This is a genomic window from Streptacidiphilus monticola (genome assembly GCF_042658505.1).
Classification (GTDB): domain Bacteria; phylum Actinomycetota; class Actinomycetes; order Streptomycetales; family Streptomycetaceae; genus Streptacidiphilus; species Streptacidiphilus monticola.
Genome location: NZ_JBHSQJ010000014.1, coordinates 1 through 24,961, shown reverse-complemented (window position 1 = coordinate 24,961; position 24,961 = coordinate 1). Strand labels below are relative to the sequence as shown.

Here is a 24,961-nt window from a genome sequence, read left to right as displayed (position 1 = left end):
GCCCCCCGCCCGCGCACAGGCGGGCGGAAAAGGCTTTGCTTCGCGGGGGCTTGGCGCCCTACCGTCGTAGGCGCATCTGTTCCCGCACGTCAGGAGACGCCGTTGCTCGTCTGAGCCTCGGAGACATCGCGAAGCGCAGCGACCCCGCTGTGCCGCGTCTTCGTTGCTCGACGCCTCGGCTAAGGGCCCTCGGCCCGGCGGTTCCGCTCCGGCGCTCTCGCGGCAGGCACGCGCGCACACGCTTCGCATGGCTCCACTCCGCTGCCCTCTTCATCCTCAAGGCACCGCAACGGAGTCGCCTCATGCATCCTTCCTCTTCCCCCTCCGTCTCCCTCTCCGCCGTCGGCCTCGGCTACTCCTGGCCGGGCGGGCAGCGCCTGTTCCACGGGCTCGACCTCTCCCTCGGGCCCGGGCGGACCGGGCTCATCGGGGCGAACGGCAGTGGCAAGTCCACCCTCCTGCAGCTCCTCGCCGGGGTCCGGGTGCCCGAGGCGGGGACCGTGACCGTACGCGGGCGGGTCGGCTACCTGCCGCAGGACCTGGTCCTGGCGGCCGGCACCCCGGTCGACGCCGCGCTGGGGATCGACGTCACCCGAAGGGCCCTCCACGCGATCGAGCGCGGCGAGGCCACCGAGGCCAACTTCGCCGCCGTCGGTGAGGACTGGGACGTCGAGGAGCGGGCCCGCGCCGCGCTCGACCGGGTGGGGCTCGCGGCCGTCGGCCTCGACCGCCAGGTGGGCGAGCTGTCCGGCGGCGAGACGGTGCTGCTGGGCCTGGTCGGCCAGCTGCTGCGCCGGCCGGACGTGCTGCTGCTCGACGAGCCCAGCAACAACCTCGACACCGCCGCCCGGGGCCGCCTGTACGAAGCGGTCGCGGAGTTCCGCGGCGCCCTCGTCGTGGTCAGCCACGACCGCGAGCTGCTCGAACGGATGGACCGCACCGCCGAGCTGAGGGACGGTCAGCTGCGGCTCTTCGGCGGGCCATTCAGCGTCTACGAGGCGCTGGTCGCGCAGGAGCAGGAGGCCGCCGAGCGGACGGTCCGGGTGGCCGAGGCCGACCTCAAGCGGCAGCGGCGGGAACTGGTCGACACGCAGGTCAAGTTGGCCCGCAGGCGCCGCTACGCGGACAAGCAGCAGGGCAGCATGCCCAAGATCATGGCCAATGCGCTGCGCAACCGGGCCGAGCAGTCGGCGGGCCGCCTGCAGACCGAGCACCGCGAGAAGGTCGCCGAGGCCCGGGAGCGGCTCTCGGCGGCGGAGCTCGCGGTGCGCGAGGACGACGTGATCCGCGTCGACCTGGACGCGACCGCCGTCCCCGAGGGACGGACCGTGCTGAGCCTGCGCGGGCTGCGCACCCGCTTCGCCGCGCCGGACCTGGTCTTCGACGCGGACCTGCGCGGTCCGGAGCGGGTGGCCCTGACAGGCCCCAACGGCAGCGGCAAGACGACGCTGCTGCGCACGCTCGCGGGCGAGCTGGAACCCGAGGAGGGGACGATGGACGTGGCCGTCCCGCTGCGCTACCTGCCGCAGCGGCTGGACTTCCTCGACGACGCGCTGTCGATCCTGGCCAATGTGCGGCGCTTCGCGCCGCAGGCGACGGACCAGCAGATCCGGTCCCGGCTGGCCCGGTTCCTGTTCCGGGGCGCGCGGGTGGAGCAGACCGTGGGCACGCTCTCCGGCGGCGAGCGGTTCCGCGCGGCGCTGGCCGCGCTGATGCTGGCCGAGCCCGCGCCGCAGCTGCTGCTGCTCGACGAGCCGACGAACAATCTGGACCTGTCCGGCGTCCGGCAGTTGGCGTCGGCGCTCGCCAACTACCGGGGCGCGCTGGTCGTGGTGAGCCACGACCAGCGCTTCCTGGAGGAGATCGGCGTCAGCCGGTCGTGGACGACGTCGACGCCGGAACCGTGATGGTGTGCAGGAACCAGTCGTTGAACATGAACAGGGCGATGACGCCGCCGATCACGCCGAGGACGATGGCGCCCCAGGAGACGGCCTTGATCCAGTTGGGGGTCTCCTTCAGCGCGAGGAAGCGGCCGGCCAGCAGCACCAGGGCGCCGACGACGACGGCCGCGACGGCGAACAGGCCGTTGAACTCGGCGACCTTGTGCCAGGCGTTGAGGTACTCGGCCTGGATGATCTCCTTGCCGGCCTTGCCACTGCTGGTGATCGAGCCGATCAGCTGCTGACGCTGGTAGATCGTCTCGCTGAGCCAGGTGCCGGTGATCGAGGCGAGGCCGAGCGCGGCGGCGGTGATCGCCGCCGCGCCGCCGAGCACGCCCTTGGACAGGCCGCCGGCGACGCCGGAGGCGAGGTCCTCCAGCTCCTCGTCGGTCAGCTCCTCGGGGTCCTTCTCCTCGGGGGACTTGACGGCATTGGGCCGTGGGGTCCAGGCCGCGGGCGTGTCCTCGGCGGCGTCCGCGGCCTCGGCCTCGTCGGCCTCCGCCTCGGCGGTCCTCGCCTCGTCGGTCCGCTGCTCGTCCGCGGGCGCCTCGGCGTCCGCGACCTCGGCGGTGTCGACCGCTTCGGCCTGGTCGGCGGCCTCCTCGTCCTGGTGCGGACGGGGCAGGGGAAGACCGCTGGGGCTGGTGCTGGGAGTCGTCGTCATGGGCGGCACCCTAGAGACTCTTTGTGAAGACCGCATGAAAGCTTTACAACTCATTGGCCGAACCATGCCGGTCAACACCCTCGGCACCTGCGCGGACCCTGCTGTCTCCTGTTCAGCTCCACCAGCGAAACGCCTCAGGTCTTGTACGGAGTCAACCCCCGTTCCGGCCCGATCGGGCTCGTAGGGTCGTATAAGCGAGGCGGAATCCCCCCACAGACCGGGACGAACGCCTGCTCCGCCGAGGACTTTGGAGTGCGAACAAGATGACCGTCCTGCATGAGGACACCGTCTCCGCCGGGGATGCCCGGGGTCGCGTCGCCGAGTTGCACGCGATCCGCGAGCAGGTGCTGGCGGGACCGAGCGTCAAGGCGACGGAAGCGCAGCACGCCAAGGGCAAGCTGACGGCCCGTGAGCGGATCGAGCTGCTGCTGGACGAGGGCTCCTTCAGCGAGGTGGAGCCGCTGCGCCGGCACCGCGCCCAGGGCTTCGGCCTGGAGGAGAAGAAGCCCTACACCGACGGCGTCATCACCGGTTGGGGCACCGTCCACGGCCGGACCGTCTTCGTCTACGCGCACGACTTCCGGATCTTCGGCGGCGCGCTGGGCGAGGCCCACGCGCAGAAGATCCACAAGATCATGGACATGGCCATCGCGGCCGGTGCCCCGCTGGTGTCGCTCAACGACGGCGCCGGCGCGCGGATCCAGGAGGGCGTCACCGCCCTGGCCGGCTACGGCGGCATCTTCCAGCGCAACACCAAGGCGTCCGGCGTCATCCCGCAGATCAGCGTGATGCTCGGCCCGTGCGCGGGCGGCGCGGCGTACTCCCCGGCGCTGACCGACTTCGTGTTCATGGTCCGCGAGACCTCGCAGATGTTCATCACCGGACCGGACGTCGTCAAGGCGGTCACCGGCGAGCAGATCTCGCAGAACGGGCTGGGCGGCGCCGACGTGCACGCCGAGGTCTCCGGCGTCGCGCACTTCGCCTACGACGACGAGCGCGCCTGCCTGGAGGAGGTCCGCTTCCTGCTCTCGCTGCTCCCGCAGAACAACCGGGAGACGCCGCCGGTCGAGCCCACCGAGGACCCGATCGACCGCCGCTGCGAGTCGCTGCTGGACCTGGTCCCGGCCGACGGAAACCGCCCCTACGACATGCGCAGGGTGATCGAGGAGATCGCCGACGACGGCCAGTTCATGGAGGTCCACGAGCGCTGGGCGACCAACGTGATCGTGGCCCTGGCCCGGCTCGACGGCCAGGTCGTGGGCATCGTGGCGAACCAGCCGCAGGCGCTGGCCGGCGTCCTGGACATCCACGCCTCCGAGAAGGCCGCGCGCTTCGTCCAGATGTGCGACGCCTTCAACATCCCGCTGATCACCCTGCTGGACGTGCCGGGCTTCCTGCCCGGCGTGGACCAGGAGCACGGCGGCATCATCCGGCACGGCGCCAAGCTGCTGTACGCGTACTGCAACGCCACCGTGCCGCGCATCTCGCTGGTGCTGCGCAAGGCCTACGGCGGCGCGTACATCGTCATGGACTCGCGCTCCGTGGGCGCGGACCTGGCCTTCGCCTGGCCGACCAACGAGATCGCGGTGATGGGCGCCGAGGGTGCCGCCAACGTCATCTTCCGCCGTCAGATCGCCGCCGCCGACGACCCCGACGCGATGCGTGCGCGCATGGTCAAGGAGTACAAGGACGAGCTGATGCACCCCTACTACGCGGCCGAGCGCGGCCTGGTCGACGACGTGATCGACCCCGCCGAGACCCGCGAGGTGCTGATCCGCTCGCTGCACATGCTCCGCACCAAGCACGCGGACCTGCCGGCGCGCAAGCACGGCAACCCGCCCCAGTAAGCCAGTACGCCCTTCCCGTAGGAGAGTTCACGATGACTCAGCCCCTGGTGCAGATCGTCAAGGGCGAGCTGGACGCCGAGGAGCTGGCCGCGCTCACGGCCGTGCTGATGGTCCGCGCGGCGGCCGCCGCCGAGCCGCGGTTCGCCCACGGCCACCGCCACGCCCGGCCGCAGGTCCGCTGGCGCCGTCTGGAGCGCACCGCCGGCTACCGCAGCCCGGTCAGCTGGCGCTGACCGGCGCCCGCCGGACCCGCGCGGCTCAGCCCCGCAGCTCCGGCGAGGGGTGGGCGCGGACATAGAGGATCACGTCCTGACGGGACGTGATCCTCCAGCGGTCCTGGAGCCGGAACCCCTCGGTGCGGATCGCCGCCAGGCTCGCCTTGGTGGGGGCCACGGTCGCCTCGTTGAGGCGGCCCCAGATCACCCAGACCCGGTCGTAGTGGGCGAGCAGCGCCCCGATCCGGCTGTCGGGCACGTTGGCGCCGTGGAGCTGGCCGAGCCGGGCGGGGTCGCCGGCCAGCAGGACGTCCGCGGTGTCGCGGAAGTAGCCCGGGTAGGCCTCCTCGGCGTAGCGCCGGTCGTCCGGCAGGAACACCACCGCGTCGCCGGGACGGGCGTGGTCGCGGACCACCCGGGCCAGCCGCTGCAGCGGGTCCCCGTGGCCGTCCTCGCCGCGGATGTGGCGCTGCTCGGCGAGGCCCAGGGAGGCGGTCAGCACGACGAAGACCAGTCCCACCGCGAGCGCCGCCGGGGACGGCAGCCTGCGGACGGCGGCGTCCAGCCCCAGCCCCACCAGCCAGGCGACGCCGACGAAGCAGTAGAGGATGTAGCGCTCGACGTACATCGGCTTGTCCAGCCAGGACACGGCGAGCAGCAGCAGCGGCGGCAGCAGCGCCAAGGGCAGCGCCAGGGCCGCCAGTTCGCGCTCCCGACGGCGCAGCGCGGACCAGGCGCCGTACGCCAGGAGCAGCAGCACCGGGATCGCCATGGCCCCGCTGCCGGCCATGTCGGCGGCCAGCTGGCGGACGGCGGGGAAGTCCGGCCGGGGGATCCAGTAGAGCACGGCGCTCTCGCTGTGTGCCCGCCACAGCACCGGGGCCGCGCCGACCAGCAGGGCCGCGCCGGAGGCGACCGCCGCGCGCAGCAGGGCGCGACCGTCGGCGGCGCCCTGGCGGCGCCAGAGCAGCAGCGCGGCGGCGAAGGCGGCGAGGCTGAGCCCGGCCAGCAGGTTGAGGGCCACGGCCAAGGCCAAGGCGACCGCGTAGCGCACCCATTGACGCCGGATCAGGAACCAGGCGGCGGCGGTCACGCCGAGCGAGACCATCGAGTAGGAGCGCCCCTCCTGGAGGTAGCGGCTCACCTGCGGCAGAACCGCCCAGTACAGGCCTGCGAACAGGGCCGCGCGCCGGTTGCCGACGCGCGCCGCGACGGCGGTGAGCAGGGCGGCGGTGGCTGCCCCGGCGAGCACCGAGGGGAGTCGCAGCGCGAGCACGCCGGGTCCGGTGACCGCGAACTCCAGGTGCAGGAGCAGGTAGTAGAGGCCGTGCACCGCGTCCACGTGCGCGGTCAGCGTCCACAGGTCGGGGAGGGAGCGTTGCGCGGCAGAGAAGCTCGCCGCCTCGTCGCGCCACATGCCCGGCGTGGTCAGGTGCCACAGTCCCATGAGCAGTGCGAGCAGGGCGGGGACGGCGGGGAGGAGCCTGGTCGGCAGCGTGCGCGGCGGTGGTGCGGACTGCTGGACGGTACGGCCGGGCTCGTCGGCCGCGGGGCTCAGGGGCCGCCGCAGAGGGCGAGTGGTCACGAGCCATGGTTACACGCGATGCGCGGGCCCACATCCGCGTATAGGCATGTTCATAAGGATCTCAGCGCCTTCACACCCATCGGTTCGCGGCTGTTCATCCGCGGGTCCGGTTTCGGCGGGCGGGTGGCCCGCGGTGAACCGGCAGACGGTGCGAACGTCCGGCTGAGCAGGCGATTCGTACCGGTCGGCGGTCCCGCTCCGCTCGCCGAGGCGTTCCGTCCGGTGTCGGGGCCGCCGACGTGGATGCCTCCGCCGACCGGTCCGGGCCCGGTGGCCGGCCGGTCGGCCGAGCACCGGAACGAGTTGCCCGTCGGACGTCTGGTGGATTGACGCGCTGTCAGGACGGGCGCGGGCGTCGCCGGTCCGTCCCTGCCGCAGCATCCCGCGTCGCGCGGAAACGCCCCCGGCCGGGCGGCCGGGNGGGGGGGGGGCGTTCGTGGGGCAGGTGGTGCGATCGGGGGATCAGCAGGCGCCGTTGTCCGTCCAGACACCGGCGGCGCCGCCCGGGATGTCGCCGTAGGTCCACCACTTGGCGGTCCACTTGTGGCCGTTGTAGCTGACCACCGCACCGCCGTTGTAGGCCGTGGTCGAGCTCCAGGCCGCGACGCCGGAGCAGCTGCCGCCGGTGCCGCCGGTCGGGCTGGCCGACGCGCTCGGGCTGGCGCTGGTGGCGCTGGCCGAGGGGGTCGGGCTGCTGCTCACCGGCGGCGTGGCCCCGGCGAACCTCACGCTGTACTTGGTGAAGTCCCAGGCCGCCTGCGGCACGCTGCTGCAGACGCCGGAGGTCTGGCCGTTGTTGTCCGGCGGGGTGCACTGGCGGTCGCGGTTGACCGACCAGTTGGTGTAGCGGGCCAGACCGTGGCTGGTCGCGAAGTCCAGCACGGACTGGAAGTCGGACTGGTAGAAGTACTCGCCGCTGTCGCTGCGGCCGTTCATCATCGAGATGCCCTCGTGGGCGTAGGCCTGCGCCGAGGTCCAGCCGAAGGTGTTCATCAGGATAGTGTTGAACTGCTGGAGCGCGGAGATCTGCGAGGCCGCGCCGCTGAAGCCGCCGTCGAAGGGCATGATCGAGAAGTTGTCCGGCGTGAAACCGTCCGACTTGGCCTGGTTGAGCATCTGCTGGCCGAACCAGCCGGTGCCCGAGGTGGTGCCGGCCGTGGTGATCGAGATGTACAGGCCGGGGTTGTTGCGCTGCAGGATCTGGGCGGCGCCGACCTCGTTGGCCACCGCGGCGGTGTTCTCGTACTCGGGCTCCTCCAGGTCGAAGTCCATGGCGTGCAGCCCGTACTTGTCGATCACCTGCTGGTAGGCGGCGGCGGTGGCGGCCGGGGTGCCGCAGGTCTGGCCGAGCTTGGTGCCGCCGTAGCCGCCGATGGAGACGGACACGTCGCCACCCGCCGCGCGGATGGAGTTGATCGTGGCGGCGACCGCGGTGTCGGAGGACACCGCGCTGGTGCCGCCCCAGGTCGGGCTGCACCCGCCGCCGTTGGGGGCGAGGACGAACGCCAGCTGGAAGGCCTTGAGGCCGGTGGCCGCCATGACGTCGGTCGGGTTCGGCGGGTTGTTGTCCAGCGGCATCAGGTAGGGCGCCGCGGCATACCAGTTGCTGCTCAGCGCGGCTGTGGACGCGGCCTGGGCGGAGCCGCCCATCGAGGCGACCACGCCGGTCGCGGCGAGCGCGCCGGCGCCCGCCAGCACCGCAAGCTTCTTGAACACGGGTCACTCCTGCGGGAGTTGTGGGGGGTGTGCGGGTCCGGAAGTCCCGGCCCGGGGCGCTGTGGGGGTGCCCCGGTGGGTCCAGAGTGACGACATGTTCCTGTCCCGTCAAGGGATTGGTCTGGACCTTGGGCTAGACCACTCGACTCCCGGCGTCCCTGATCCGGCCACGACCAGCACAGTCGTGGTCCCTCGGGCGAATTCCCCTTGTTCGGCGAGCGCGCGCACGGCCAGCAGGGCCTTGCCCTCGTAGCACGGGTCCAGGACGACGCCGTTCGTGCGGGCGAACTCGTCTACGGCGTACAGCAGTTCGGGGTCGGTGCGGCCGTAACCGCGGCGGGCGAAGCCCGTTTCGATCCGCCAGCTCCCGCGACGGCCGCCCCAGGCCCGGTGTTGGAGCTCCTCGGTCTCCACCGCCAGTGGCACGTGCGCCAACGCCGCAATCCCCAGCGCGCGTTGGCGCGGGGCGAGTCCCGCGGCGAGGCCCGCCAGCACCCCTCCGGTCCCGACGGAGCAGCACACGACCTCGACCGGTTCGGCCGCCAGTTCGCGCCCCAGCGTCGCGCAGCCGCGCACCCCCGGCGCGTTGCTGCCGCCCTCGGGCACCACCCAGGCCGGCCCGTAGCGGCGCAGCAGCGGGCCGAGCACGTCCGGCTCCGTGCGCCGCCGCCAGCTCGCGCGGTCCAGGAACTCCAACTCCATGCCGTCGGCGGCGGCTTGGGCGAGCGACGGATTGAGCGGACGTCCGCGCAGCTCGTCCCCGCGCACCACGCCGACCGTGCGCAGCCCCGCCTCGCGGCCCGCGGCCGCCGCGGCGCGGAGGTGGTTGGACCAGGCGCCGCCGAAGGTGAGCAGGGTGCCGAGGCCCCGTCGGCGCGCCTGCTCCAGATTCGGCCCGAGCTTGCGCCACTTGCTTCCCGACACGGGCGGGTGCAGCAGGTCGTCCCGCTTGAGCAGCAGCCGCACCCCGGCCGCGCCGAGCACCGGGTCCGCCGCCTCCTGCAGCGGCGTGGGCGGTGGGGCCGGTTCGGGCGGCGTCGTCTCCGGCACGCCGGTCACCCGTCGACCAGCCCCCAGGCCTCCGCGATCAGCTCGATGGACCGCTGCTTCGCCTCGATGCCGTGCACGTGCCCGGTCACCATCAGCTCGTCCGCGCCCGTCCGCTTGCGCAGCTCCTGCAGCCCGGAGCGGACCTGGTCCTTGGTGCCGAGGACGACGTTGGCGAGCCAGGCGTCGACGAAGTCCCGTTCGAGTTCGGTGTAGGGGTGGGCCTCGGCCTCCTCGGGCGTGGGGATCAGCCCCGGACGGCCGCGGCGCAGCCGCAGCATCGACAGCGCCCCGGACATCGCGAGCCGGCGCGCCTCCCGCTCGCTGTCCGCGGCGACCGTGCCCACCCCGATCAGGCTGTAGGGCGCGTCGAGGACGGCGGACGGGCGGAACGAGTCCCGGTACAACTCCAGGGCGGGGACGGTGTTCTGGGCGCTGAAGTGGTGCGCGAAGGCGAAGGGCAGCCCGAGCCGTCCGGCGAGCTGGGCGCTGAACCCGCTCGACCCCAGCAGCCAGACCGGCGGCCGCCCGGAGCCCGGGACGCTCGCCTCGCCCGGGATGGCCTTGAGCCGCTCGTAGGGGTGGCCGGCCGGGAAGTCGTCGTCCAGGAACCGCGTCAACTCGCTGAGCTGGAGCGGGAAGTCGTCCGCCGTCTCCAGTCCCTCGCCGCGGCGCAGCGCCCGGGCGGTGGCCGGATCGGTGCCCGGCGCGCGGCCGAGCCCGAGGTCGATGCGTCCCGGGTGCAGGGCGTGCAGCGTACCGAACTGCTCGGCGATGACGAGTGGGGCGTGGTTGGGCAGCATCACGCCGCCGGACCCGAGGCGGATGGTGCGCGTGGCGGCGGCGAGATGCGCGATCAGCACGGCGGGGGAGGAGCTGGCCACCCCCGGCATGCCGTGGTGCTCGGCCACCCAGTAGCGGTGGTACCCGAGGCGCTCGGCGGTGCGGGCCAGCTCGGTGGACGCCCGCAGCGCCTGCGTCGGCGTGTACCCGGCCCCGACGGTCGCCAGGTCCAGCACCGACAGCGGCCCCTCGGCGCTCCCCCGCACCCGGCCGGGAATCTGCTCGGCGAGGGCCGGCACGGCCCCCGTACCGGCCAGGCCGCCCCCGGCCTTTCGCCCGGTCTCCGGCTCGACGGGACTCGCTCCTTCGGACACGGCTGCTTCTCCTCGCTGGGTGGCGTCCTGCAGTGGCACTCAACGAGGGGCAACTGCGGACCCGGCCGGACCATTCCCGCGAGCGGCTCCCAGCGGGCCTCGCGTGCCCCGGTCGCGTCAGCTCTCGCCGAGCGCCACCTCGACCCCTGCCGTCCGCGTCCCCCAGCCTGTCCGCAGACAGGTCGCGATGGCGTACCAGCGCACCACCCGCAGCACGAAGAACGCCCACAGGACCGCGACCGGCGCCAGCGCGAACGTCAGCAGCTGCGACCGCAGCCGCTCGTCGCTCCGCCGGAACGACAGGTACCGCAGCGACTGCCCGTAGCCGACGATCACGGGGATCAGCAGCAGCGTCGGATCGAACGACTGCGACGCCACCGGCCAGACCACGAACAACAGCGAGAAGATCACCGTCGACAGCGCCATCTGGATCCACCCGATCAGGTGCCCCCAGTACGCGTAGTGCTTCAGCGGCAGGTACTTGAAGCGCCACCACGAGCGGATCCACGCCCCGCGCATCCACCGGGTGAACTGCCGCAGGTGGTGGCTGAGGTTCTCCGGCATCGCGGTGAACGCGAACGCGGACGGCTGCTGGACGGCGCGGCCGCGCTGCAGCGCGTAGATCGTCAGCATGGAGTCGTCGGAGAACTCGACCCGGCGGCCGAAGAACGTCTCGTTGAGATAACCGTCGAGGTTGTCCACGACCAGGTCGGCCCGGTAGGCGGCGAGGACGCCCGAGTTCACGAGCACCGCGCCCATGGTCGAGGCCGCCGAGCGGTCGACCAGTTGGCCGGTGACGAACCACAGGTCCGTTGCCCGGCACAGGAGTTGGGAGGCCCACCAGCCCACGGCGGCTTTCACCCGCCCGCCCACGCGGGTTCCCTGCGGGACACGCGGCCGACCGGGGCCGCGGTTGTTGCCCGCCAGGACGATGCCGGCCACCGACTGGACGTCACCGGCGGCCAGGGGCTTGAGGAGTTCGTCGATCGCGTCGGGTGCCAGGTTCGCGTCCGAGTCGATGGTGACGTACACGTCGGCGTACCAGGACGTCGCCCGGACCACGTGTCCCTGGGCGTGGCGCTTGCCGCCGTTGGCGGTCCGCTCCCACGACGCGCGCACGCCGGCGCCTGCCGCGGCTTCGACGAACCAGGTGCGGACGTCGGTGTAGTCGACGCTGGAGCCGTCGTCGACGACGTAGACCCACTGCGGCAGGCGGGTCTGGCCCAGGATCGACTCCAGGCAGGCCTTCAGGTAGCCGGGGTCCTCGTTGTAGGCGGGTACGGGGATGACGACGCGGAGCTCGTCGAGCTGCCGTTGCTGGCGGGGCGTCACCTTCTTGGGGCGCTCCAGGGAGTACAGGCAGACCTGCCAGACCAGGAGCACGAAGGCGAGGGTGTAGATGGTGGCGAAGCGACCGCCGTGGCCCTGCCAGGTGGCGATCGTGGAGGCGATGTGGCGGAAGGTCCACCCGGCGAGCGCCGCGACCGAGATTCCGGCGACCGCGAGCAGGCGGATGGTCCGCCTGCTCGCGGTGAGGGCGCTCCTCACTGGTCTCCGACGCTCTTGCCGCGCCGCCAGGTGAGGCGGACGAGAACGGCGCCGGCGATGACGATGCCCGCGGCGACTCCGAGGAGTGCGAGCTGGTTGAAGGCGATGCCGGCGATGGTGATGGTGCCTGCCCCGGTGGCGGCCAACTGGCCCTTGTTGCCGAAGTAGTTCACGGGTGTCCCCCCGGTAAGTGGAATGTGGGTTGATGGTTTCAGGTGGTTCGTGGGGATCCCGGGTCTGTGATGATTTGGTGATGAAAGATCGCTGTTTGGGCTGAAAGGCGAACAACTCCGGAACCGGCGCGGCCAGAACCGCGTCCCGCCCGGTCGAACCGCGATGTCGGTGGCCGCGCAAGTGACGCCCACGCAGGCCCGCCGGGCTGCGCGGAGTCGGCGCCGTCCGGCCGGGCGCACCGCTCGCGCGCGTGATCACCGTTCGGAGCGGCTCGGAACTCCGGAGCGCCGACCCACCTTCCCCGTGGCCGGGGAGCCCGCGGGCGGACGGCTGCCCCCACCCGTTCCAAGGTGTCCAGCCGCACACCGACCCGTAGACGCAGACGCTCGGCGCGGACGCAGCGGGCCGGTTCGTCTCCCCTTCGCTTCCCTCGGCGACGGTCCACGCTGTCCGTGGCGGCTGGGACCATGGACCGGTTCGTTGCGGGCGTGGGCGGAGGAGGGCCGGTGGGGCGGGGCGGGGAGCGCAGGGCACTGTGGCAGCGCGGGGCGGTGCTGCTCGCTGACGCCGAGCGCGTGCGCGCCGGGCACGGGCAGGCGGTCGAGCGCGTGCGCGGGTACGCGGCCGCGCTCCGCGGCGAGGCGGTGGGCCGGGCGCTGGACGCGATGCCGGTCGCGCGGCTGCGGGACGTCACCGAGGGCCGGCTGCGGGTGGCGCCGCTGGAGGCGGCGGGGTTCGTGACGGTCGGCCGGGTCCACCGGGCCGAGGTCTACGAGCTGCTGCGGGTGCCAGGGGTCGGGCGGACCAGCGCCGAGCAGGCGAAGGCGGCGGCGGCCCAACTCGCGCGGGCGGCACGGGAGAACACGGCGGTCCGGATCGACCCGGACGACCGGTCCGACGCGGCGACCGCGCTCGTGCTGGAGCTGTACCCGCTGGTGGCGGCCGGTCCCGGACTGGCAGCGGCGCGGGCGCGGGCCGAGGAGAGCGTCGGCGTGCTGGAGCCGCTGCTCGCGGCTGCCCGCCCGGCGCGCGGCGGGCTGCGGTTGTTGCTGACGCGGCGGGAGCGGCGTGAGGCGGCGCTGGCGGCGTCGGAGCAGCTCGGGGACGTGCTGCGGGCCGCCGCCGACGAGGGTCTCACGGAGGCGTTCGCGCAGGCGCAGGCCGATCTGCTGCGCGGTCCCGGCAGCGTCGACTACGCCTGGCTGGAGTTCAGCACCCGCGCGGCCGAGTTCTACACCGTCCTGGGCCAGTTGGCCGAGCTCGGGCCGCAGGACCGGGCGTCGGCGGAAGGGCATCTGCCGGAGGGGCTGGCGGCGGAGGTCCACCGGCAGGGGCTGGACACGTCGCTGCTGCGGGTGTCGCTGCGCGGGTACCAGGCGTTCGGCGCCCGGTACGCGCTGGCCCGCAGGAGGGTGGTGCTCGGCGACGAGATGGGGCTGGGCAAGACCGTCCAGGCGCTGGCGGCCCTCGCGCACCTGGCCGCGGTGGGGGAGGGGCAGCACTTCCTGGTGGTGTGCCCTGCGAGCGTGCTGGTGAACTGGCTGCGCGAGACCGCGTCGCGGACCGGCCTCCACGCGTTCCGGCTGCACGGCGGGGAGCGGGCGACGGAGGCCGACGCCTGGCGTCGCCTGGGCGGTGTCGCCGTCACCACCTTCGAGGGGCTGCGGCGCCTCGATGCGGCGGCGGTGCCGGTCGCCATGCTGGTGGTCGACGAGGCCCACTACGTCAAGAACCCCGAAGCCCAACGCTCGCGGAGCGTGCGGGAGTTGACGGACCGCTGCGAGCGGGTGCTGTTCCTGTCCGGCACGCCGATGGAGAACCGGGTCGGCGAGTTCCGTGCGCTGCTCGGTTACCTTCAGCCTGAACTCCTGCCCGAGGTACGGGACTTGGATGCGGTCGCCGGAGCCGCCGGAGCCGCCGGAGCCGCCGGGTTCCGCCGGGCCGTGGCGCCGGCGTACCTGCGGCGCAACCAGGACGACGTGCTGACCGAGCTGCCCGAGGCGGTGCACACCGACGACTGGCAGGAGTTCACCGCCTCCGACGAGGAGGCCTACCGGGAGGCGGTGCTGTCGGGGAACTTCCAGGCGATGCGCCGCGCGGCCTACGCCCGCCCGGAGAAGTCGGCCAAGCTGCGGCGGCTGGTCGAGCTCGCCGCGGAGGCCGCGCAGGCGGGGGAGAAGGTGCTGGTGTTCTCCTTCTACCGGGAGGTCCTGGGCGGCGTGGCCGTCGCGCTCGGCCAGGTCCCCGGCCTCGCGGTCTTCGGGCCGGTCTCCGGCAGCACCGGGGCGGGTGCCCGCCAGGACGTGGTGGACGACTTCACGGCGCACAGCGGGCCGGCGGTGCTGCTCGCGCAGATCCAGGCCGGCGGCGTCGGGCTGAACCTGCAGGCGGCGAACGTCGTCGTGCTGTGCGAGCCGCAGGTCAAGCCCGCACTGGAGGAGCAGGCGATCGCCCGCGCCCACCGGATGGGCCAGACCCGGCGCGTCCGCGTGCACCGGCTGCTCACCCCGGACAGTGTCGACCAGCGTCTGCTCGCCCTGCTCGGGCGCAAGCAGCGGCTCTTCGACGCGTACGCCCGCCGCAGCGAGGCCGCGGAGACCAGCCCCGAGGCTCTCGACGTGTCGGACCAGTCCCTGGCGCGGCAGATCGTCGAGGAGGAGCAGTTGCGGCTCGCGGCCGCCAGGCTCGGCTGAGCCGGAACGACGCGGCCGGGCGGATCGACAGGCGCCCGGCAGGCCCTTCCGGCGCCGTCCGGGCAACGGCGCGGAGTGGAAGTTCCGCGGTGGGCCGGGCGGCGCAGGGGGATGGAAACGACGTGGGCCTTCTCCGGTCGTCGGAGAAGGCCCACGTCAACTTGGGTGCGCCGCCAGGGACTCGAACCCCGGACCCGCTGATTAAGAGTCAGCTGCTCTAACCAACTGAGCTAGCGGCGCCGGTGTGTCTCGGCTCGGGGTTCCCCCCTCGCCTGGGCACGACGGAAATACTACCTGACCTGCGGGGGTGCTTCCGACCACCGTCGGCTTCGAGCGGCGGCCCTCCCGCGCAGGGGCCCGGCGTCGGCGGCCGGGAGGTCGAGGGGTTCAGCCCGGGCCGTCCTGCCGGCGCTTCTCGCTCTCCCCCCGGCGGGCCCTCGCCCGCTCCCGGAGGGTGCCGACCGTCAGCAGGACGAACAGGAGAGCCGCCGCCGCGTAGTAGGTCGTCGTCTCCACGTGGGACCTGGTCGCGGCGGCGAAGACGACGAACACCAGGGCGGCCGCCGCGAAGGTCCCGGCGAACACCAGGGCGACGGGCCCGTACCAGCGGCCCGGGTCGCCGTCGCCCTGATCCCGCCGTTCGGGCCGGTAGCTGATGTGCCCCTCGCCCATGTCGTCCTCCCGCTGCCGTCGGCCGTTCGCCGGGCGGCTACCCGCGAAGGGATGCAGGCACGCCGCTCGGGTCGCCGCCCGGCCCTGCGGCCCGCGGCACGACCGGCGACCGGGCGACCGGTTGCGCCGGGGCTGGGCCGCCGAACGAGCGGTCCTGGGCAGAGGCGGCGGAAGGCCGCCTCCCGTGCTGGGTACGGTCCCGGGATGACGATGCGGGCGCGGTCATGGGATCTGGCGTGGCGGGCAGCGGTGGCGGCCGCCGTCGTCGCGGGGGTGGCGGGGCTGGCGGCGGGCGTCGAAGGCGGGGACCCTGCGCCGCAGGCGCCGCTGCGGGTCTGGGCGGCGGGCCACGTCAGAGCGGACGGCAGCCTGCTGGTGGCCCGGGGGATCGACGGAGCCCGTCGGGTCGGGGTGGGTGTGTACTGCGTCCACATCGCCAACCCCTACGCGGACCTGACGCACTCCGTGCTCATGGTGGTGCCCGCGGCCGGGGACGAGCTGACGCGGGCTCAGGTCAGCACCCGGACCGGGGCGGGGTGCGGCGACGGCACGCGGACGGTGAGCGTGCGCATCGTCAGCGCCTCGGGCCGAAGGTGCGACGAGGACTTCGATCTCGCGGTGCTCTGACCCACCGGCCGGCGATCGGTCCACCGGCCGGCGATCGGTCCACCGGCTGGGCGTCGGTCTATTCGGCGCGCTGCGCGACCACGCCCTCCCGTCGCTCGGCCGAGGGCTGGGTGGCGACGGTTCCGAGGAAGATGCCCAGCGCGACGGCGGTCACGACCGCCACCATCTCGGACAGGTCCCGGTAGCCCTGGGCGGCGTAGCCGCCGCTGAGGGCGGTCAGGCCGCGCACGCCGAGCGAGCCTGCGGTCAGTGCGAAGAACCCGGGGAGCAGCAGCACGACGCGGGGCGGCTGGTCCGGGCGGCGCGCCGACCAGGTGGAGGCGGCCCCCAGGGCGACGGCGGCCACGAAGGTCGCGCCCAGTTCTCCGATCTGATGGGTCGTCAGCACCTGTACTGCCACGGTGACGTAGACCAGCACGAGGACGCGCCACAGCAGCCGCCACGGGATCGCGAAGGCGAGGACCGTGCCGAGGGTGAACGGAACCCAGCTGACCCACAGTGCCCAGGGCGGCAGGTCCGCCGGCGCACTGGTGTCGAACAGGACGCGTGGCTCCCGTCCCGAGACGGTCAGACCGACCAGCACCCCGAGGTACAGCTGGACCAGCAGGAAGGTGGCGTAGACGATGCGGACGGCCCCGGTGGTGATGTATCCGGCGGCCAGTTCGGCCGAGGCGGCGCTCAGGTAGTCGCCCGGAATGACGTAGAACAGGGCGGGCAGCATCAGCAGGACCGGTCCGCCGTGGGCCGGGTCGTCGGCGAAGACCTCCAGGGTCAGCAGTGACACGGCGGCGGAGGCGGCCAGGGGCAGCACCTTCTCGAGCCGGGGCACCCGCGTCGCCCCGACGGCCAGGACGGCGGTCACGCATGCGCTCAGCGCGGTCGTGCCCACCTCGTACCAGGTGGCCTGGATGAGCGGCGCGAAGCCGACCGAGAAGAGCACGATGCCCACGAGCTTCAGCCACCAGGGGTAGGGCGGCGGGCTGTCGATGATGGCGGACAGCCGGTGGTCGGCCTCCCGGACCTCCGCCTCGCCGCGGGCGATCCTCGCCAAGAGCTCCTTGAGAGCCGCAAGTTGGTCCATGCGGAAAATCTCCGGGAACCCTCGCACGCCGACGGTGGTGCTCCGGGCGTGGGAGACGACGGTCAGGGTCGCTCCGTCGGGCACCACGAGCACGGAGGCGTCCCCGCCCAGGTGCCGTGCGGCGTCCACGACGGCTCCCTCGATGTCCTCCGCGCCCTCCCCGCTGCAGGTCAGCTGCAGCCAGGTCAGTCGGGCCAGGAACGCGGCCAGCTGTCCGTGCGGGCCCTGCGGGTCGCCGTCCGTCGAGAAGCCGATACCCGGGCCGGGGAGCTCACCTTGCATGGGCTGTCCGGAAAGTACCGATATGCATGGCCCTGGTTATACCGGTTGCGCCCCTCGCCGACCGGGAGGACGGGTGCTCGCCGCGGCGCGACGTGTCGGGCGGCCGCGCTGCCGGCGCCCAGGTCAGGGGGACGGGTCAGCTGTGCGTCCAGGAGCTGAGGTGGGCGTAGACGACGACGTTGCCGAGGTACTGCCGGTGCTCGCGGTCGAAGCCTGCGCCGCAGGTGATCAGACGCAACTCGGGCCGGGCGGCGGCGCCGTAGACCCTGGCGTCGGGGAAGTCCTTGGCGGTGTAGGCCTCGACGGCGTCGACGGTGAAGACCGCCGTGGTGTGGTCCGCGCGGTCGATGTCGATGAGGCGCCCCTTCTTCAGCGCGCCCAGGTCGTAGAACGCGGCCGGGCCGTGTGCCGTGTCGACGTGGCCCGCGATGATCGCGGTGCCGACCGCGCCGGGAGAGGTACCGGCGCGGTACCAGCCGGCCAGGTTCCGGTCGTTGTCGGGCGGGGCGGCCAGGTGGCCGTCCCGGAGCAGCCCGAGGCCGACGAGCGGGGTGCTGACGCCGATGGCCGGGATCCGGACGCGTGTGGGGACGGCCGGCGGAAGGGGGGTCGCGGCTGCCTCAAGCACCCGGTCGTGCGCGGGAGTCGGGGCGTTGAGCGCCTGGGCGGCGTCCGGCTGGGGAGGCGGGTTGTAGTGCTTCCAGCCATGGGCGATCAGGATGGTGCCCAGCAGTACGGCCAGCATCACCCCGAACACCACGTCCAGCACCCCGCGGCGGCCGCCGGGCGGGGGCTGCGCTGCGCGCATCTCGGCTCTTCTGTCCACTGGGCTCTCGGCATCCTTCGAGGAGGAGCTCCGCCCCTGCGCCGGTGCGCGGGAGCGGAGCCGGGTTCGTCACCGAAGCCGGACGGTCAGGACCGGCCGGCGGCGCGGCGGCGGCTGATCACCAGCGCGCCGGTCGCGCCGGCCGCGGCGATGACCGCGACGCCCGCCGCGAGGCCGGCGGTGTTCACGCCTTCGCTGGTGCTGCCCGCGCCGGTGTGCACGGTGCCGCTCGGCGTGACCGGGCAGATCCGGGCTGCGTCCGAAGTCGCCAGGTTGGCGGCGTTCTTGAGCGACTCCAGGTTGGACTGCTCGGCCGTACCGGGGTGACCGCCGGCGGCCAGTTCCTGCTTGTAGGAAGCGAGCGCCGCCTGGTACGCGGCCTCCGCCTTGTTCGCGGCGGTGACCGCCTGCGCGCAGGCGGCGGTGGTGTCGCCGGCCGCGTGGGCGGGGACGGCGAGCAGGACGCTCGCGCCGACGACGGCGGAACCCACAAGGGCGTGTATGGAACGCATGGATGATCCTCCACTGCCCGGGTGCGGTGTTCGGTTCCCGCAGCTGACCCGGGGTGCAGCACCCATGCAAGGGACCGTTCGTGGCCCCCGCACCCCGGAACGGAGGAACCTCCCCTGTCGACTGGGGCGGCCCTGGCTGACATTCCTGCAGGTCGGAGGGGTTTCCTTGGTGTCTCAAAGCAAGGGCGGCATTCATCCGATCAGCCCAGCGGACGCGTACCCGGATGCCCCAACGGACGGACCCGAGGCCCGTGCGGCCGTCGGGGGTCGGCTCAAGTCCATTGCCGAATCCGGTACTTGGCCGCGTCCCCGGGCGCGCTCGCCGCATTGCTCCATTGGTGGGGCATCGCGCGCTCCGGCTGGCAGTCGGAGCGGGGGCGACTGACGATCAGTCAGGGCGCATCGGACGAGCCCGTCGCCGCCGCCCCCGCACCCCGAGGAGAGCCCGTGCCCCGCCGTCCCGCCCGCCGCAGCAGACGGCGGCTCGTCGTCCTGCTCAGCTCCCTGCTCGGCCTGGCGCTCGCCGTCACCGCCGCGATGCCGGTGCTGCGGCACTACGAGATCTGGCCGTTCAGCGACCAGGGGGCGCGACTGGACTTCGGGCGGACGGCTCCGGACGCCTCCGGCGCCGGGAGCGGAGACCACGTCGACGCCGCGCCGAGCGGCACGCGCCTGCCGTCCGGCCCGTGGGCCGACTTCCGGGTCGCGCACCGCCTCGACGACGGGACGCACATCGGGGTGGTGACCTACCGCGGGCCCATGTCCGGCTTCACCGGCCGGGTCTGGGTCTGGGCGCCCAAGGCGTACTTCGACCCGCGCTTCGCCCGCAGCGGCTTCCCGGTGCTGATCGCGCTCCCCGGCGGTCCCGGCTTCCCGGACAACTACTGGGCCGACCCGAGCCTGCGGCTCGAGGAGAGCATCGGCCGCTGGTACGCCCAGGGGCGCAGCAAGCCCTTCCTGCTCGCGATGCCGGTGCTCAACCCCGCCACCGACAAGGGCGGCCTGTACTGGGACGGCAGCGACATCCCGGGGCAGCCCCGGATGGGCACCTGGCTCACCCAGGACGTCCCCGACCTGATGCGCGCCAACTTCCGCACCCTCGACTCCCGGGACGGCTGGGCCTTCCTGGGCTCCTCCAGCGGGGGGTTCGCCGGGCTCAAGGCGGTGCTGCAGTTCCCCGGCCGGTTCAAGGCCGTCCTCGCCTCGGGACCGGACATCGTCCCCGACTCCCCGCTGTGGCGCGGCCACGAGAGCGAGCAGCGGCAGAACGACCCCCGGGCGCTCGCCCGTGCGCTGATCGCCCGCGGCGGTCCGGACGTCTACCTGGCCTTCCAGGTGGGCAGCCGGGAGAACCGGGCCACCGTCGCGGCGATCAGGGACTTCGTCGCCGCCTACGGCAAGGGGCCGGTCCACACCCAGCTCCATGTCATCCCCGGCGGGCGGCACAACGCGTACACCTACGTACCGGCCATGGCGGACGGACCGGTCGAATGGATCAGCAGCCACCTCCAGGGCCCGACCCCGGCCCGGTGAGGGGCAGGCATGGGTCTGACCAGCCGCAAGCTCGAACTCCTGGCGGCCGTCCTGGCGTTGGCCGCCGTCGTGGCGACGGTCTGGCTGTGGCCGCGGCTCGCCGGGCGCAACTGGCGTGCGCTGCTGGGCAGATCGGTCGTGCTGCTGCTGGGGCAGGCGCTCACGCTGTCCGCCGTCGCGCTGGCCACCAACGACTGGGGCGGGTTCTACAGCTCCTGGGGCGACCTGCTGGGCACCGACCGCGGCGGCATCGAGTTCAACGCCCACGCGTCCGCGCACGAGCCGGTCCGGATACTCGGCGCCAAACCGGTGCCGCTCATGCTCAAGAACGTTCCTCCCGGCGGCTCCGGCGGCGTGGTCCAGCAGGTGACGATCCTCGGGGGCCGCACCGGCATCGTGCAGTCCGCCTACGTCTACCTGCCGCCCCAGTACTTCCAACCCGGCTACGCCCACCGCACCTTCCCCACGGTCGTGGTGCTGACCGGCTACCCCGGATCGCCACAGAACCTGATCAGCCGGATGAAGGTGCACACCGTGGCGGCCCAGGCGATCTACCGCAAGCAGATGCAGCCGGCCGTCCTGGTGCTCACCCGGCCCTCGGTCGCGCTTCCCCGCGACACCGAATGCCAGGACGTCCCGGGGGGCCCGCAGGCCCGCACCTTCCTCGCCCAGGACCTGCGCCGGGCGATCGCCGCCCGCTACCGCGTCGGCACCTCGGCCCGCAGCTGGGGAGTGCTCGGGTACTCCACCGGCGGGTACTGCGCGCTCGCCCTGGCCATGCGCGACGCCGGCGCCTACACGGCCGCCGCCTCCCTCTCCGGCGACTACGCCGTCCGCACGGACGCCACCACCGGCGACCTGTTCCACGGCGACGCCCGGCTGCGCCGACAGGCCGATCTGCTGTGGCGGTTGCGCAACCTGCCGATGCCGCCGGTCTCCGTCCTGGTCGCCAGCAGCCACAGCGGTGAGGCCGACTACCGGGCCACCCGGGCGTTCATCGCCGCGGCCCGACCGCCGCTCAACGTGGCGTCGCTGTTCCTGCCCAGCGGGGGCCACAACTTCGACACCTGGAGCCGGGAGCTGCCCACGGCTCTCGTCTGGACCGCCAACCAACTGCGCGCAGGCCCGCGATGAGCCCGCGGCCCGGTCCCGGATCCAGGATCCGGGACCGGGCCGCGGGAGGTGGGACGGGCGTGTCACTCCCGCCCGGCGCCGAGGCCCGTGCGGTGCGGAGCGCCTGCGCCCAGCTCCAGGTCCTGCTGGAGCGCGAAGTACGCGGGCTTCGGCTGCAGCTTCACGTCGTAGAGCAGGCCGTAGCCCTCACCGCCGAAGGTGCCGGGGATCCAGGAGTCGCCGTCGTAGACGCCCCACGCGGTGAACGAGATGCACTGGCGGACCAGTTGGCAGCCCTTCAGCATCTCGGAGAACTCCTCCGGCTGGGCGAACTGGGCCAGCTGGGAGGTGGGGACCTGGTCGGTGGCGTTGTCGACGAAGGTGCGCACGTCCGCCTCGGTGACCGCGACCTTGAGGCCAAGGTCGCCGAAGGCCTGCAGGTCCGCCTGGAAGCGCTGGGCGTCGAAGCCGTACTGCGTGTCGAGGTGGCCCTGCTCGCCGACGCCGTCGATCGGGACGCCCTGCGCGCGCAGCCGCTTGACCAGGTCGTAGACCGCCTGGAACTTGGCGTTGGTGCCGTCCTCGCCGGCGATGTTGTAGTCGTTGTACATCAGCAGCGCCTTCGGGTCGGCCTCGTGGGCCCAGCGGAAGACGTCGGCGATGATGCCCTCGCCCAGGTGCTGCACCCAGAAGTCGTCCCCGTTGACGCCGTCGGCGAGCGGGTGGCTGTCCCAGGAGTTGGCGATCAGCTCGTTGGCCACGTCCCACTGCCAGATCTTGCCGCGGAAGTGGCCGACCTCGTCGGTGACGTGCTGGTGCAGGATCTCGCGGAGCTGGGCGTTGCTGATGCTGCCGTCGGCGACCCCGCTGGTGAGCCAGGAGGGGATCTGGTTGTGCCACATCAGCGTGTGGCCGCGCACCAGTTGCTTGTGCTGCTGGGCGAACTGCACGAGCTGGTCGGCGGGTTGCCAGTTGTAGGTGCCGCGGCTCGGCTCGACCGAGTCCCACTTCATCACGTTCTCCGGCGTCACGACGGAGAACTGGTCGGCGACGAGCTGGGTGTAGGCCTGGTTCGTGCCCAGCTGCGCCATGTCGACGGCGGTGCCGACGCGCAGGCCCTCCTGGGCGCCCAGCGCGCGCAGGGAGTCTGCCGGCACGGAGGCGGTGGCGTTCCCGTCGGCGGCCGCGACCGCGGCGGGCGCGGTGACGAGCCCGGCGGTCAGTGCGGCGGCGGCCAGCAGGTGCAGCGGACGCAGTTTCATTTCGACTCCTCCATGGATGTCCCTTCCGCGGGCTGCGGCCTCCGAGCTCGAAAGTTTCGAGGTGAAGACCGATAGCCTGCGGCTGGTGGGGACCGTAGGGCTGCCGCGACAGGCGCGTCAAGATGCATGCACAGCGGAATGACGGCCGGGGCCCGTGCGTTCGAAAGTTTCTGTCGGCTGATCCCGACTCAGATCCTGGGCAGCTCGGCCCAGATGACCTTTCCTCTTTCGGTGTAACGGGTCCCCCAGCGGGCGGACAGTTGGGCCACGATGAACAGCCCGCGGCCGCCCTCGTCCGTGCTCTCCGCGTAGCGCAGGTGCGGCGAGGTGGAACTGGCGTCGTACACCTCGCAGACCAGGTTCCGGCTGCGGATCAGCCGGACCCGGATCGGTTCTCCGCCGTGCCGGATCGCGTTGGTGAGCAGCTCGCTCAGGATCAGTTCGGTGCTGAAGGACAGCGGTTCCAGGTGCCACTGCGCCAGCTGCTTGCCCGCGGCCTCGCGGATGCCGCCCACCGCCTCCGCGGACGCCGGGACGCTCCACTCCACGACGCTCCCGGGCGCCAGCCGCCGGGTCGCGGCGATCAGCAGGGTCACGTCGTCGGGCGGCTGGACCGGGAGCAGGGCCTCCAGGACCGCGTCGCAGGACTCCGCGGGCGAGGCGCCCGGACGGGAGGCGGCCTCCGCGAGGAGGTCGAGCCCGAGCTCGATGTCCGCGTCGTAGTGCTCGACCAGGCCGTCGGTGTAGAGCACGAGCCGGCTTCCCTCCTCCAGCCGGAAGCTCTCCGAGCGGAACGGAGCGTCACCCAGGCCCAGGGGCGGACCGGGCGGCAGCTCGAGGAAGTCCACGCTGCCGTCAGGGTGGACCAGCGCGGGCGGCAGGTGACCCGCCCGGGCGAGTTCGCAGGTGCCCGACACCGGGTCGTAGACGGCGTACAGGCAGGTCGCGCCGATGATCGGGGGCTCGCCGCCGGTCGCCGCCTCGACGTCGTCGATGCGGCAGACCAGTTCGTCCAGCCGCGCCAGCAACTCGTCGGGGGCCAGGTCCAGGGAGGAGAAGTTCTGCACGGCGGTGCGCAGCCGCCCCATCGTGGCGGCGGCGTGCAGGCCGTGGCCGACGACGTCGCCGACGACGAGGGCGACGCGCGCCCCGGGCAGCGGGATGACGTCGAACCAGTCCCCGCCCACGGCAGCCTGGCAGGGCAGGTAGCGGTGGGCGACCTCGAGGGCGTCCTGCTCGGGCAGGCCGCGCGGCAGCAGCCGGCGCTGCAGCGCGACCGCGAGGGCGTCGGTGCCGGTGGCGGCCGCGGCGATCTGCTCCTCGGTGCTGTAGCGGACCTCGAACAGGCCCGCGTTGCGCCCGAGGCGCAGCACCACCACGCGGTCCGAGACGGAGCGCACCTCCTCCAGGTTGTGGCTGACCATCAGGACGCTGATCCCGGTGCGGCGCAGCTGGTCGATGAGCGCGAGCACCCGCGCCGTCTGGTCGGCCCCCAGCGCGGCCGTGGGCTCGTCCAGGATCAGGATGCGGGGCTGGTCCAGGACGGCCCGGGCGATCGCCAGCGACTGGCGCTGCCCGCCGGAGAGGGAGGCGACCGGGCGGCGCAGATAGGGGATGCGGATCGACAGCGAGGCGAGCAGGGCCTCCGACCGCCGCTCCATCTCCGTCTCCAGCAGGACCCCGAACCGGCGCAGTTCCCGCCCGAGGAAGAGGTTCTGCACGACGTCGAGGTTGTCGCAGAGCATCAGGTCCTGGTGGACCGCCGCGATGCCGAGCCGGCGGGCCTCCTGCGGGGTCGGGATGGTGACGGGGGCGCCCTGCCACTCGATGAGGGCGGTGTCCGGCGGACTCACCCCGCACAGCGCCTTGACCAGCGTGCTCTTGCCGGCGCCGTTGTCCCCGACCAGGGACACCACCTCTCCGGCGCGGATCTCCAGGTTCACGCCCGCCAGGGCCTGCACGGCGCCGAAGCGCTTGGAGAGTCCGCGCACGGTCAGCAGCGGCGTGTCCACGTGGAGCCCTCCTCCCGCCCGGAGCCATGGGTCAACCTTGACCACTGCCCTGGCCGACCGCACGCCCAAACCTGGGGCCGGAAGGGCCCCTTCCGGCGCTGTCAGAGGCGGTGGCTAGGGTGACGCTCACTGATCAAGGACCGGCCGCGATACGGCCGGCGGGGTGGGTTTGCGCGCGAGGAGCAGCTGTGCGGCGGTGGGAGTACGTGGGGGACGGGTCGGCCAAGTTCTGGGAGGCGGCCGTCGAGGGCGCGAGCGTGCGGGTCCGCTACGGCCGGATCGGGACCGACGGGCGGGAGCAGGTCAAGGAGCTGGCGTCGGCAGAGGCGGCGGAGGCCCACTTCGGCAGGCTCGTCGCCGAGAAGGAGCGGAAGGGCTACCGGCAGGCCGGCGCCCCGGGAGCTGCGGCGTCGGCCGAGACCGCCCCCGTGCCGGGCGGTGCCGGCCAGGCGCAG

General features: G+C 73.1%; 21 protein-coding genes and 1 tRNA gene. 8 read left to right on the top strand and 14 right to left on the bottom strand.

All coding sequences use genetic code 11. The features are described 5' to 3' along the window. Positions 1 to 302: 302 nt before the first annotated feature. On the top strand, positions 303 to 1,907 hold the full coding sequence (locus tag ACFP3V_RS05055) for an ABC-F family ATP-binding cassette domain-containing protein (RefSeq protein WP_380580145.1): 1,605 nt from the start codon (positions 303 to 305) through the stop codon (positions 1,905 to 1,907). Here the strand turns inward: ACFP3V_RS05055 and ACFP3V_RS05050 are convergent. After that, positions 1,870 to 2,604, bottom strand: coding sequence for a hypothetical protein (locus tag ACFP3V_RS05050; protein WP_380580143.1), 735 nt, complete (start codon positions 2,602 to 2,604; stop codon positions 1,870 to 1,872). The genes ACFP3V_RS05055 and ACFP3V_RS05050 overlap by 38 nt on opposite strands. A gap of 263 nt (positions 2,605 to 2,867) precedes the next feature. Here ACFP3V_RS05050 and ACFP3V_RS05045 point away from each other — a divergent pair, with 263 nt between their 5' ends. Continuing rightward, positions 2,868 to 4,451 (top strand): acyl-CoA carboxylase subunit beta, encoded by a 1,584-nt coding sequence (locus ACFP3V_RS05045; RefSeq protein WP_380580141.1) that lies wholly within the window; start codon positions 2,868 to 2,870, stop codon positions 4,449 to 4,451. Positions 4,452 to 4,483: 32 nt separating this feature from the next. Further along, positions 4,484 to 4,684 (top strand): acyl-CoA carboxylase subunit epsilon, encoded by a 201-nt coding sequence (locus ACFP3V_RS05040; protein WP_380580139.1) that lies wholly within the window; start codon positions 4,484 to 4,486, stop codon positions 4,682 to 4,684. A 25-nt stretch (positions 4,685 to 4,709) separates the two neighbouring features. Here the strand turns inward: ACFP3V_RS05040 and ACFP3V_RS05035 are convergent, their stop codons facing one another. From ACFP3V_RS05035 to ACFP3V_RS05010, 6 genes are all read right to left on the bottom strand, one after another. Continuing rightward, positions 4,710 to 6,251, bottom strand: coding sequence for a hypothetical protein (locus ACFP3V_RS05035; protein WP_380580137.1), 1,542 nt, complete (start codon positions 6,249 to 6,251; stop codon positions 4,710 to 4,712). Between the two features lie 462 nt (positions 6,252 to 6,713). After that, positions 6,714 to 7,901 (bottom strand): carbohydrate-binding protein, encoded by a 1,188-nt coding sequence (locus ACFP3V_RS05030; protein WP_380580252.1) that lies wholly within the window; start codon positions 7,899 to 7,901, stop codon positions 6,714 to 6,716. A 174-nt stretch (positions 7,902 to 8,075) separates the two neighbouring features. Continuing rightward, positions 8,076 to 9,017 carry a 1-aminocyclopropane-1-carboxylate deaminase/D-cysteine desulfhydrase gene (locus tag ACFP3V_RS05025; RefSeq protein ID WP_380580135.1) on the bottom strand — a complete coding sequence of 314 codons (942 nt, stop codon included), beginning with the start codon at positions 9,015 to 9,017 and terminating at the stop codon, positions 8,076 to 8,078. A 5-nt stretch (positions 9,018 to 9,022) separates the two neighbouring features. Next, entirely contained in the window at positions 9,023 to 10,096 is a 1,074-nt protein-coding gene (locus ACFP3V_RS05020) for an LLM class flavin-dependent oxidoreductase (protein ID WP_380580250.1), read from the bottom strand. A gap of 192 nt (positions 10,097 to 10,288) precedes the next feature. After that, positions 10,289 to 11,719: a glycosyltransferase gene (locus ACFP3V_RS05015; protein ID WP_380580133.1), complete on the bottom strand. Its 1,431-nt coding sequence runs from the start codon at positions 11,717 to 11,719 to the stop codon at positions 10,289 to 10,291. Continuing rightward, complete coding sequence (locus ACFP3V_RS05010) at positions 11,716 to 11,892, bottom strand: hypothetical protein (RefSeq protein ID WP_380580131.1); 177 nt, start codon at positions 11,890 to 11,892, stop codon at positions 11,716 to 11,718. The genes ACFP3V_RS05015 and ACFP3V_RS05010 overlap by 4 nt, the downstream gene beginning before the upstream one ends. Positions 11,893 to 12,360: 468 nt before the next feature. On the opposite strand from ACFP3V_RS05010, the gene ACFP3V_RS05005 reads away from it, so the two are divergent. Next, positions 12,361 to 14,586: a DEAD/DEAH box helicase gene (locus ACFP3V_RS05005; RefSeq protein ID WP_380580129.1), complete on the top strand. Its 2,226-nt coding sequence runs from the start codon at positions 12,361 to 12,363 to the stop codon at positions 14,584 to 14,586. Positions 14,587 to 14,752: 166 nt separating this feature from the next. Here ACFP3V_RS05005 and ACFP3V_RS05000 read toward each other — a convergent pair. Together ACFP3V_RS05000 and ACFP3V_RS04995 are read right to left on the bottom strand one after the other, a co-directional pair. Then, a tRNA-Lys gene (locus ACFP3V_RS05000) sits at positions 14,753 to 14,826 on the bottom strand. Positions 14,827 to 14,973: 147 nt separating this feature from the next. Then, entirely contained in the window at positions 14,974 to 15,258 is a 285-nt protein-coding gene (locus ACFP3V_RS04995; RefSeq protein ID WP_380580127.1) for a hypothetical protein, read from the bottom strand. Between the two features lie 204 nt (positions 15,259 to 15,462). Between ACFP3V_RS04995 and ACFP3V_RS04990 the strand changes: the two genes are divergently transcribed. Beyond that, entirely contained in the window at positions 15,463 to 15,885 is a 423-nt protein-coding gene (locus ACFP3V_RS04990; RefSeq protein WP_380580125.1) for a hypothetical protein, read from the top strand. 58 nt (positions 15,886 to 15,943) lie between these two features. On the opposite strand, the gene ACFP3V_RS04985 is transcribed toward ACFP3V_RS04990, so the two are convergent. The 3 genes from ACFP3V_RS04985 to ACFP3V_RS04975 all read right to left on the bottom strand — a co-directional run bounded on the left by ACFP3V_RS04985 (position 15,944) and on the right by ACFP3V_RS04975 (position 18,586). Beyond that, the gene (locus ACFP3V_RS04985; protein ID WP_380580123.1) at positions 15,944 to 17,248 is read right to left on the bottom strand and encodes a threonine/serine exporter family protein; all 1,305 of its coding nucleotides are present in this window, start codon (positions 17,246 to 17,248) and stop codon (positions 15,944 to 15,946) included. A gap of 136 nt (positions 17,249 to 17,384) precedes the next feature. Continuing rightward, positions 17,385 to 18,056, bottom strand: a complete 672-nt coding sequence (locus ACFP3V_RS04980; protein ID WP_380580121.1) for a class F sortase — start codon at positions 18,054 to 18,056, stop codon at positions 17,385 to 17,387. Between the two features lie 104 nt (positions 18,057 to 18,160). Beyond that, on the bottom strand, positions 18,161 to 18,586 hold the full coding sequence (locus ACFP3V_RS04975; RefSeq protein ID WP_380580119.1) for a hypothetical protein: 426 nt from the start codon (positions 18,584 to 18,586) through the stop codon (positions 18,161 to 18,163). A 447-nt stretch (positions 18,587 to 19,033) separates the two neighbouring features. Between ACFP3V_RS04975 and ACFP3V_RS04970 the strand changes: the two genes are divergently transcribed. Beyond that, positions 19,034 to 20,119: an alpha/beta hydrolase gene (locus tag ACFP3V_RS04970; protein ID WP_380580117.1), complete on the top strand. Its 1,086-nt coding sequence runs from the start codon at positions 19,034 to 19,036 to the stop codon at positions 20,117 to 20,119. 9 nt (positions 20,120 to 20,128) lie between these two features. Beyond that, positions 20,129 to 21,253, top strand: a complete 1,125-nt coding sequence (locus ACFP3V_RS04965; RefSeq protein WP_380580115.1) for an alpha/beta hydrolase — start codon at positions 20,129 to 20,131, stop codon at positions 21,251 to 21,253. Between the two features lie 62 nt (positions 21,254 to 21,315). Here the strand turns inward: ACFP3V_RS04965 and ACFP3V_RS04960 are convergent, their stop codons facing one another. Next, entirely contained in the window at positions 21,316 to 22,494 is a 1,179-nt protein-coding gene (locus ACFP3V_RS04960) for an endo-1,4-beta-xylanase (RefSeq protein WP_380580113.1), read from the bottom strand. Positions 22,495 to 22,682: 188 nt separating this feature from the next. Then, the gene (locus ACFP3V_RS04955) at positions 22,683 to 24,437 is read right to left on the bottom strand and encodes a SpoIIE family protein phosphatase (protein WP_380580248.1); all 1,755 of its coding nucleotides are present in this window, start codon (positions 24,435 to 24,437) and stop codon (positions 22,683 to 22,685) included. 257 nt (positions 24,438 to 24,694) lie between these two features. Between ACFP3V_RS04955 and ACFP3V_RS04950 the strand changes: the two genes are divergently transcribed. Continuing rightward, positions 24,695 to 24,961 (top strand): WGR domain-containing protein (locus ACFP3V_RS04950; RefSeq protein WP_380580110.1); only part of this gene is annotated, 267 nt, incomplete at its 3' end.

What these genes read in the sequence shown, in the direction of transcription:
- ACFP3V_RS05055 (WP_380580145.1), top strand. Translation starts at nt 303, where the DNA reads ATGCATCCTTCCTCTTCCCCCTCCGTCTCCCTCTCCGCCGTCGGCCTC.
- ACFP3V_RS05050 (WP_380580143.1), bottom strand. Translation starts at nt 2,604, where the DNA reads ATGACGACGACTCCCAGCACCAGCCCCAGCGGTCTTCCCCTGCCCCGT.
- ACFP3V_RS05045 (WP_380580141.1), top strand. Translation starts at nt 2,868, where the DNA reads ATGACCGTCCTGCATGAGGACACCGTCTCCGCCGGGGATGCCCGGGGT.
- ACFP3V_RS05040 (WP_380580139.1), top strand. Translation starts at nt 4,484, where the DNA reads ATGACTCAGCCCCTGGTGCAGATCGTCAAGGGCGAGCTGGACGCCGAG.
- ACFP3V_RS05030 (WP_380580252.1), bottom strand. Translation starts at nt 7,901, where the DNA reads ATGGGCGGCTCCGCCCAGGCCGCGTCCACAGCCGCGCTGAGCAGCAAC.
- ACFP3V_RS05005 (WP_380580129.1), top strand. Translation starts at nt 12,361, where the DNA reads ATGGACCGGTTCGTTGCGGGCGTGGGCGGAGGAGGGCCGGTGGGGCGG.
- ACFP3V_RS04995 (WP_380580127.1), bottom strand. Translation starts at nt 15,258, where the DNA reads ATGGGCGAGGGGCACATCAGCTACCGGCCCGAACGGCGGGATCAGGGC.
- ACFP3V_RS04990 (WP_380580125.1), top strand. Translation starts at nt 15,463, where the DNA reads ATGACGATGCGGGCGCGGTCATGGGATCTGGCGTGGCGGGCAGCGGTG.
- ACFP3V_RS04985 (WP_380580123.1), bottom strand. Translation starts at nt 17,248, where the DNA reads ATGCAAGGTGAGCTCCCCGGCCCGGGTATCGGCTTCTCGACGGACGGC.
- ACFP3V_RS04980 (WP_380580121.1), bottom strand. Translation starts at nt 18,056, where the DNA reads ATGCGCGCAGCGCAGCCCCCGCCCGGCGGCCGCCGCGGGGTGCTGGAC.
- ACFP3V_RS04975 (WP_380580119.1), bottom strand. Translation starts at nt 18,586, where the DNA reads ATGCGTTCCATACACGCCCTTGTGGGTTCCGCCGTCGTCGGCGCGAGC.
- ACFP3V_RS04965 (WP_380580115.1), top strand. Translation starts at nt 20,129, where the DNA reads ATGGGTCTGACCAGCCGCAAGCTCGAACTCCTGGCGGCCGTCCTGGCG.
- ACFP3V_RS04960 (WP_380580113.1), bottom strand. Translation starts at nt 22,494, where the DNA reads ATGAAACTGCGTCCGCTGCACCTGCTGGCCGCCGCCGCACTGACCGCC.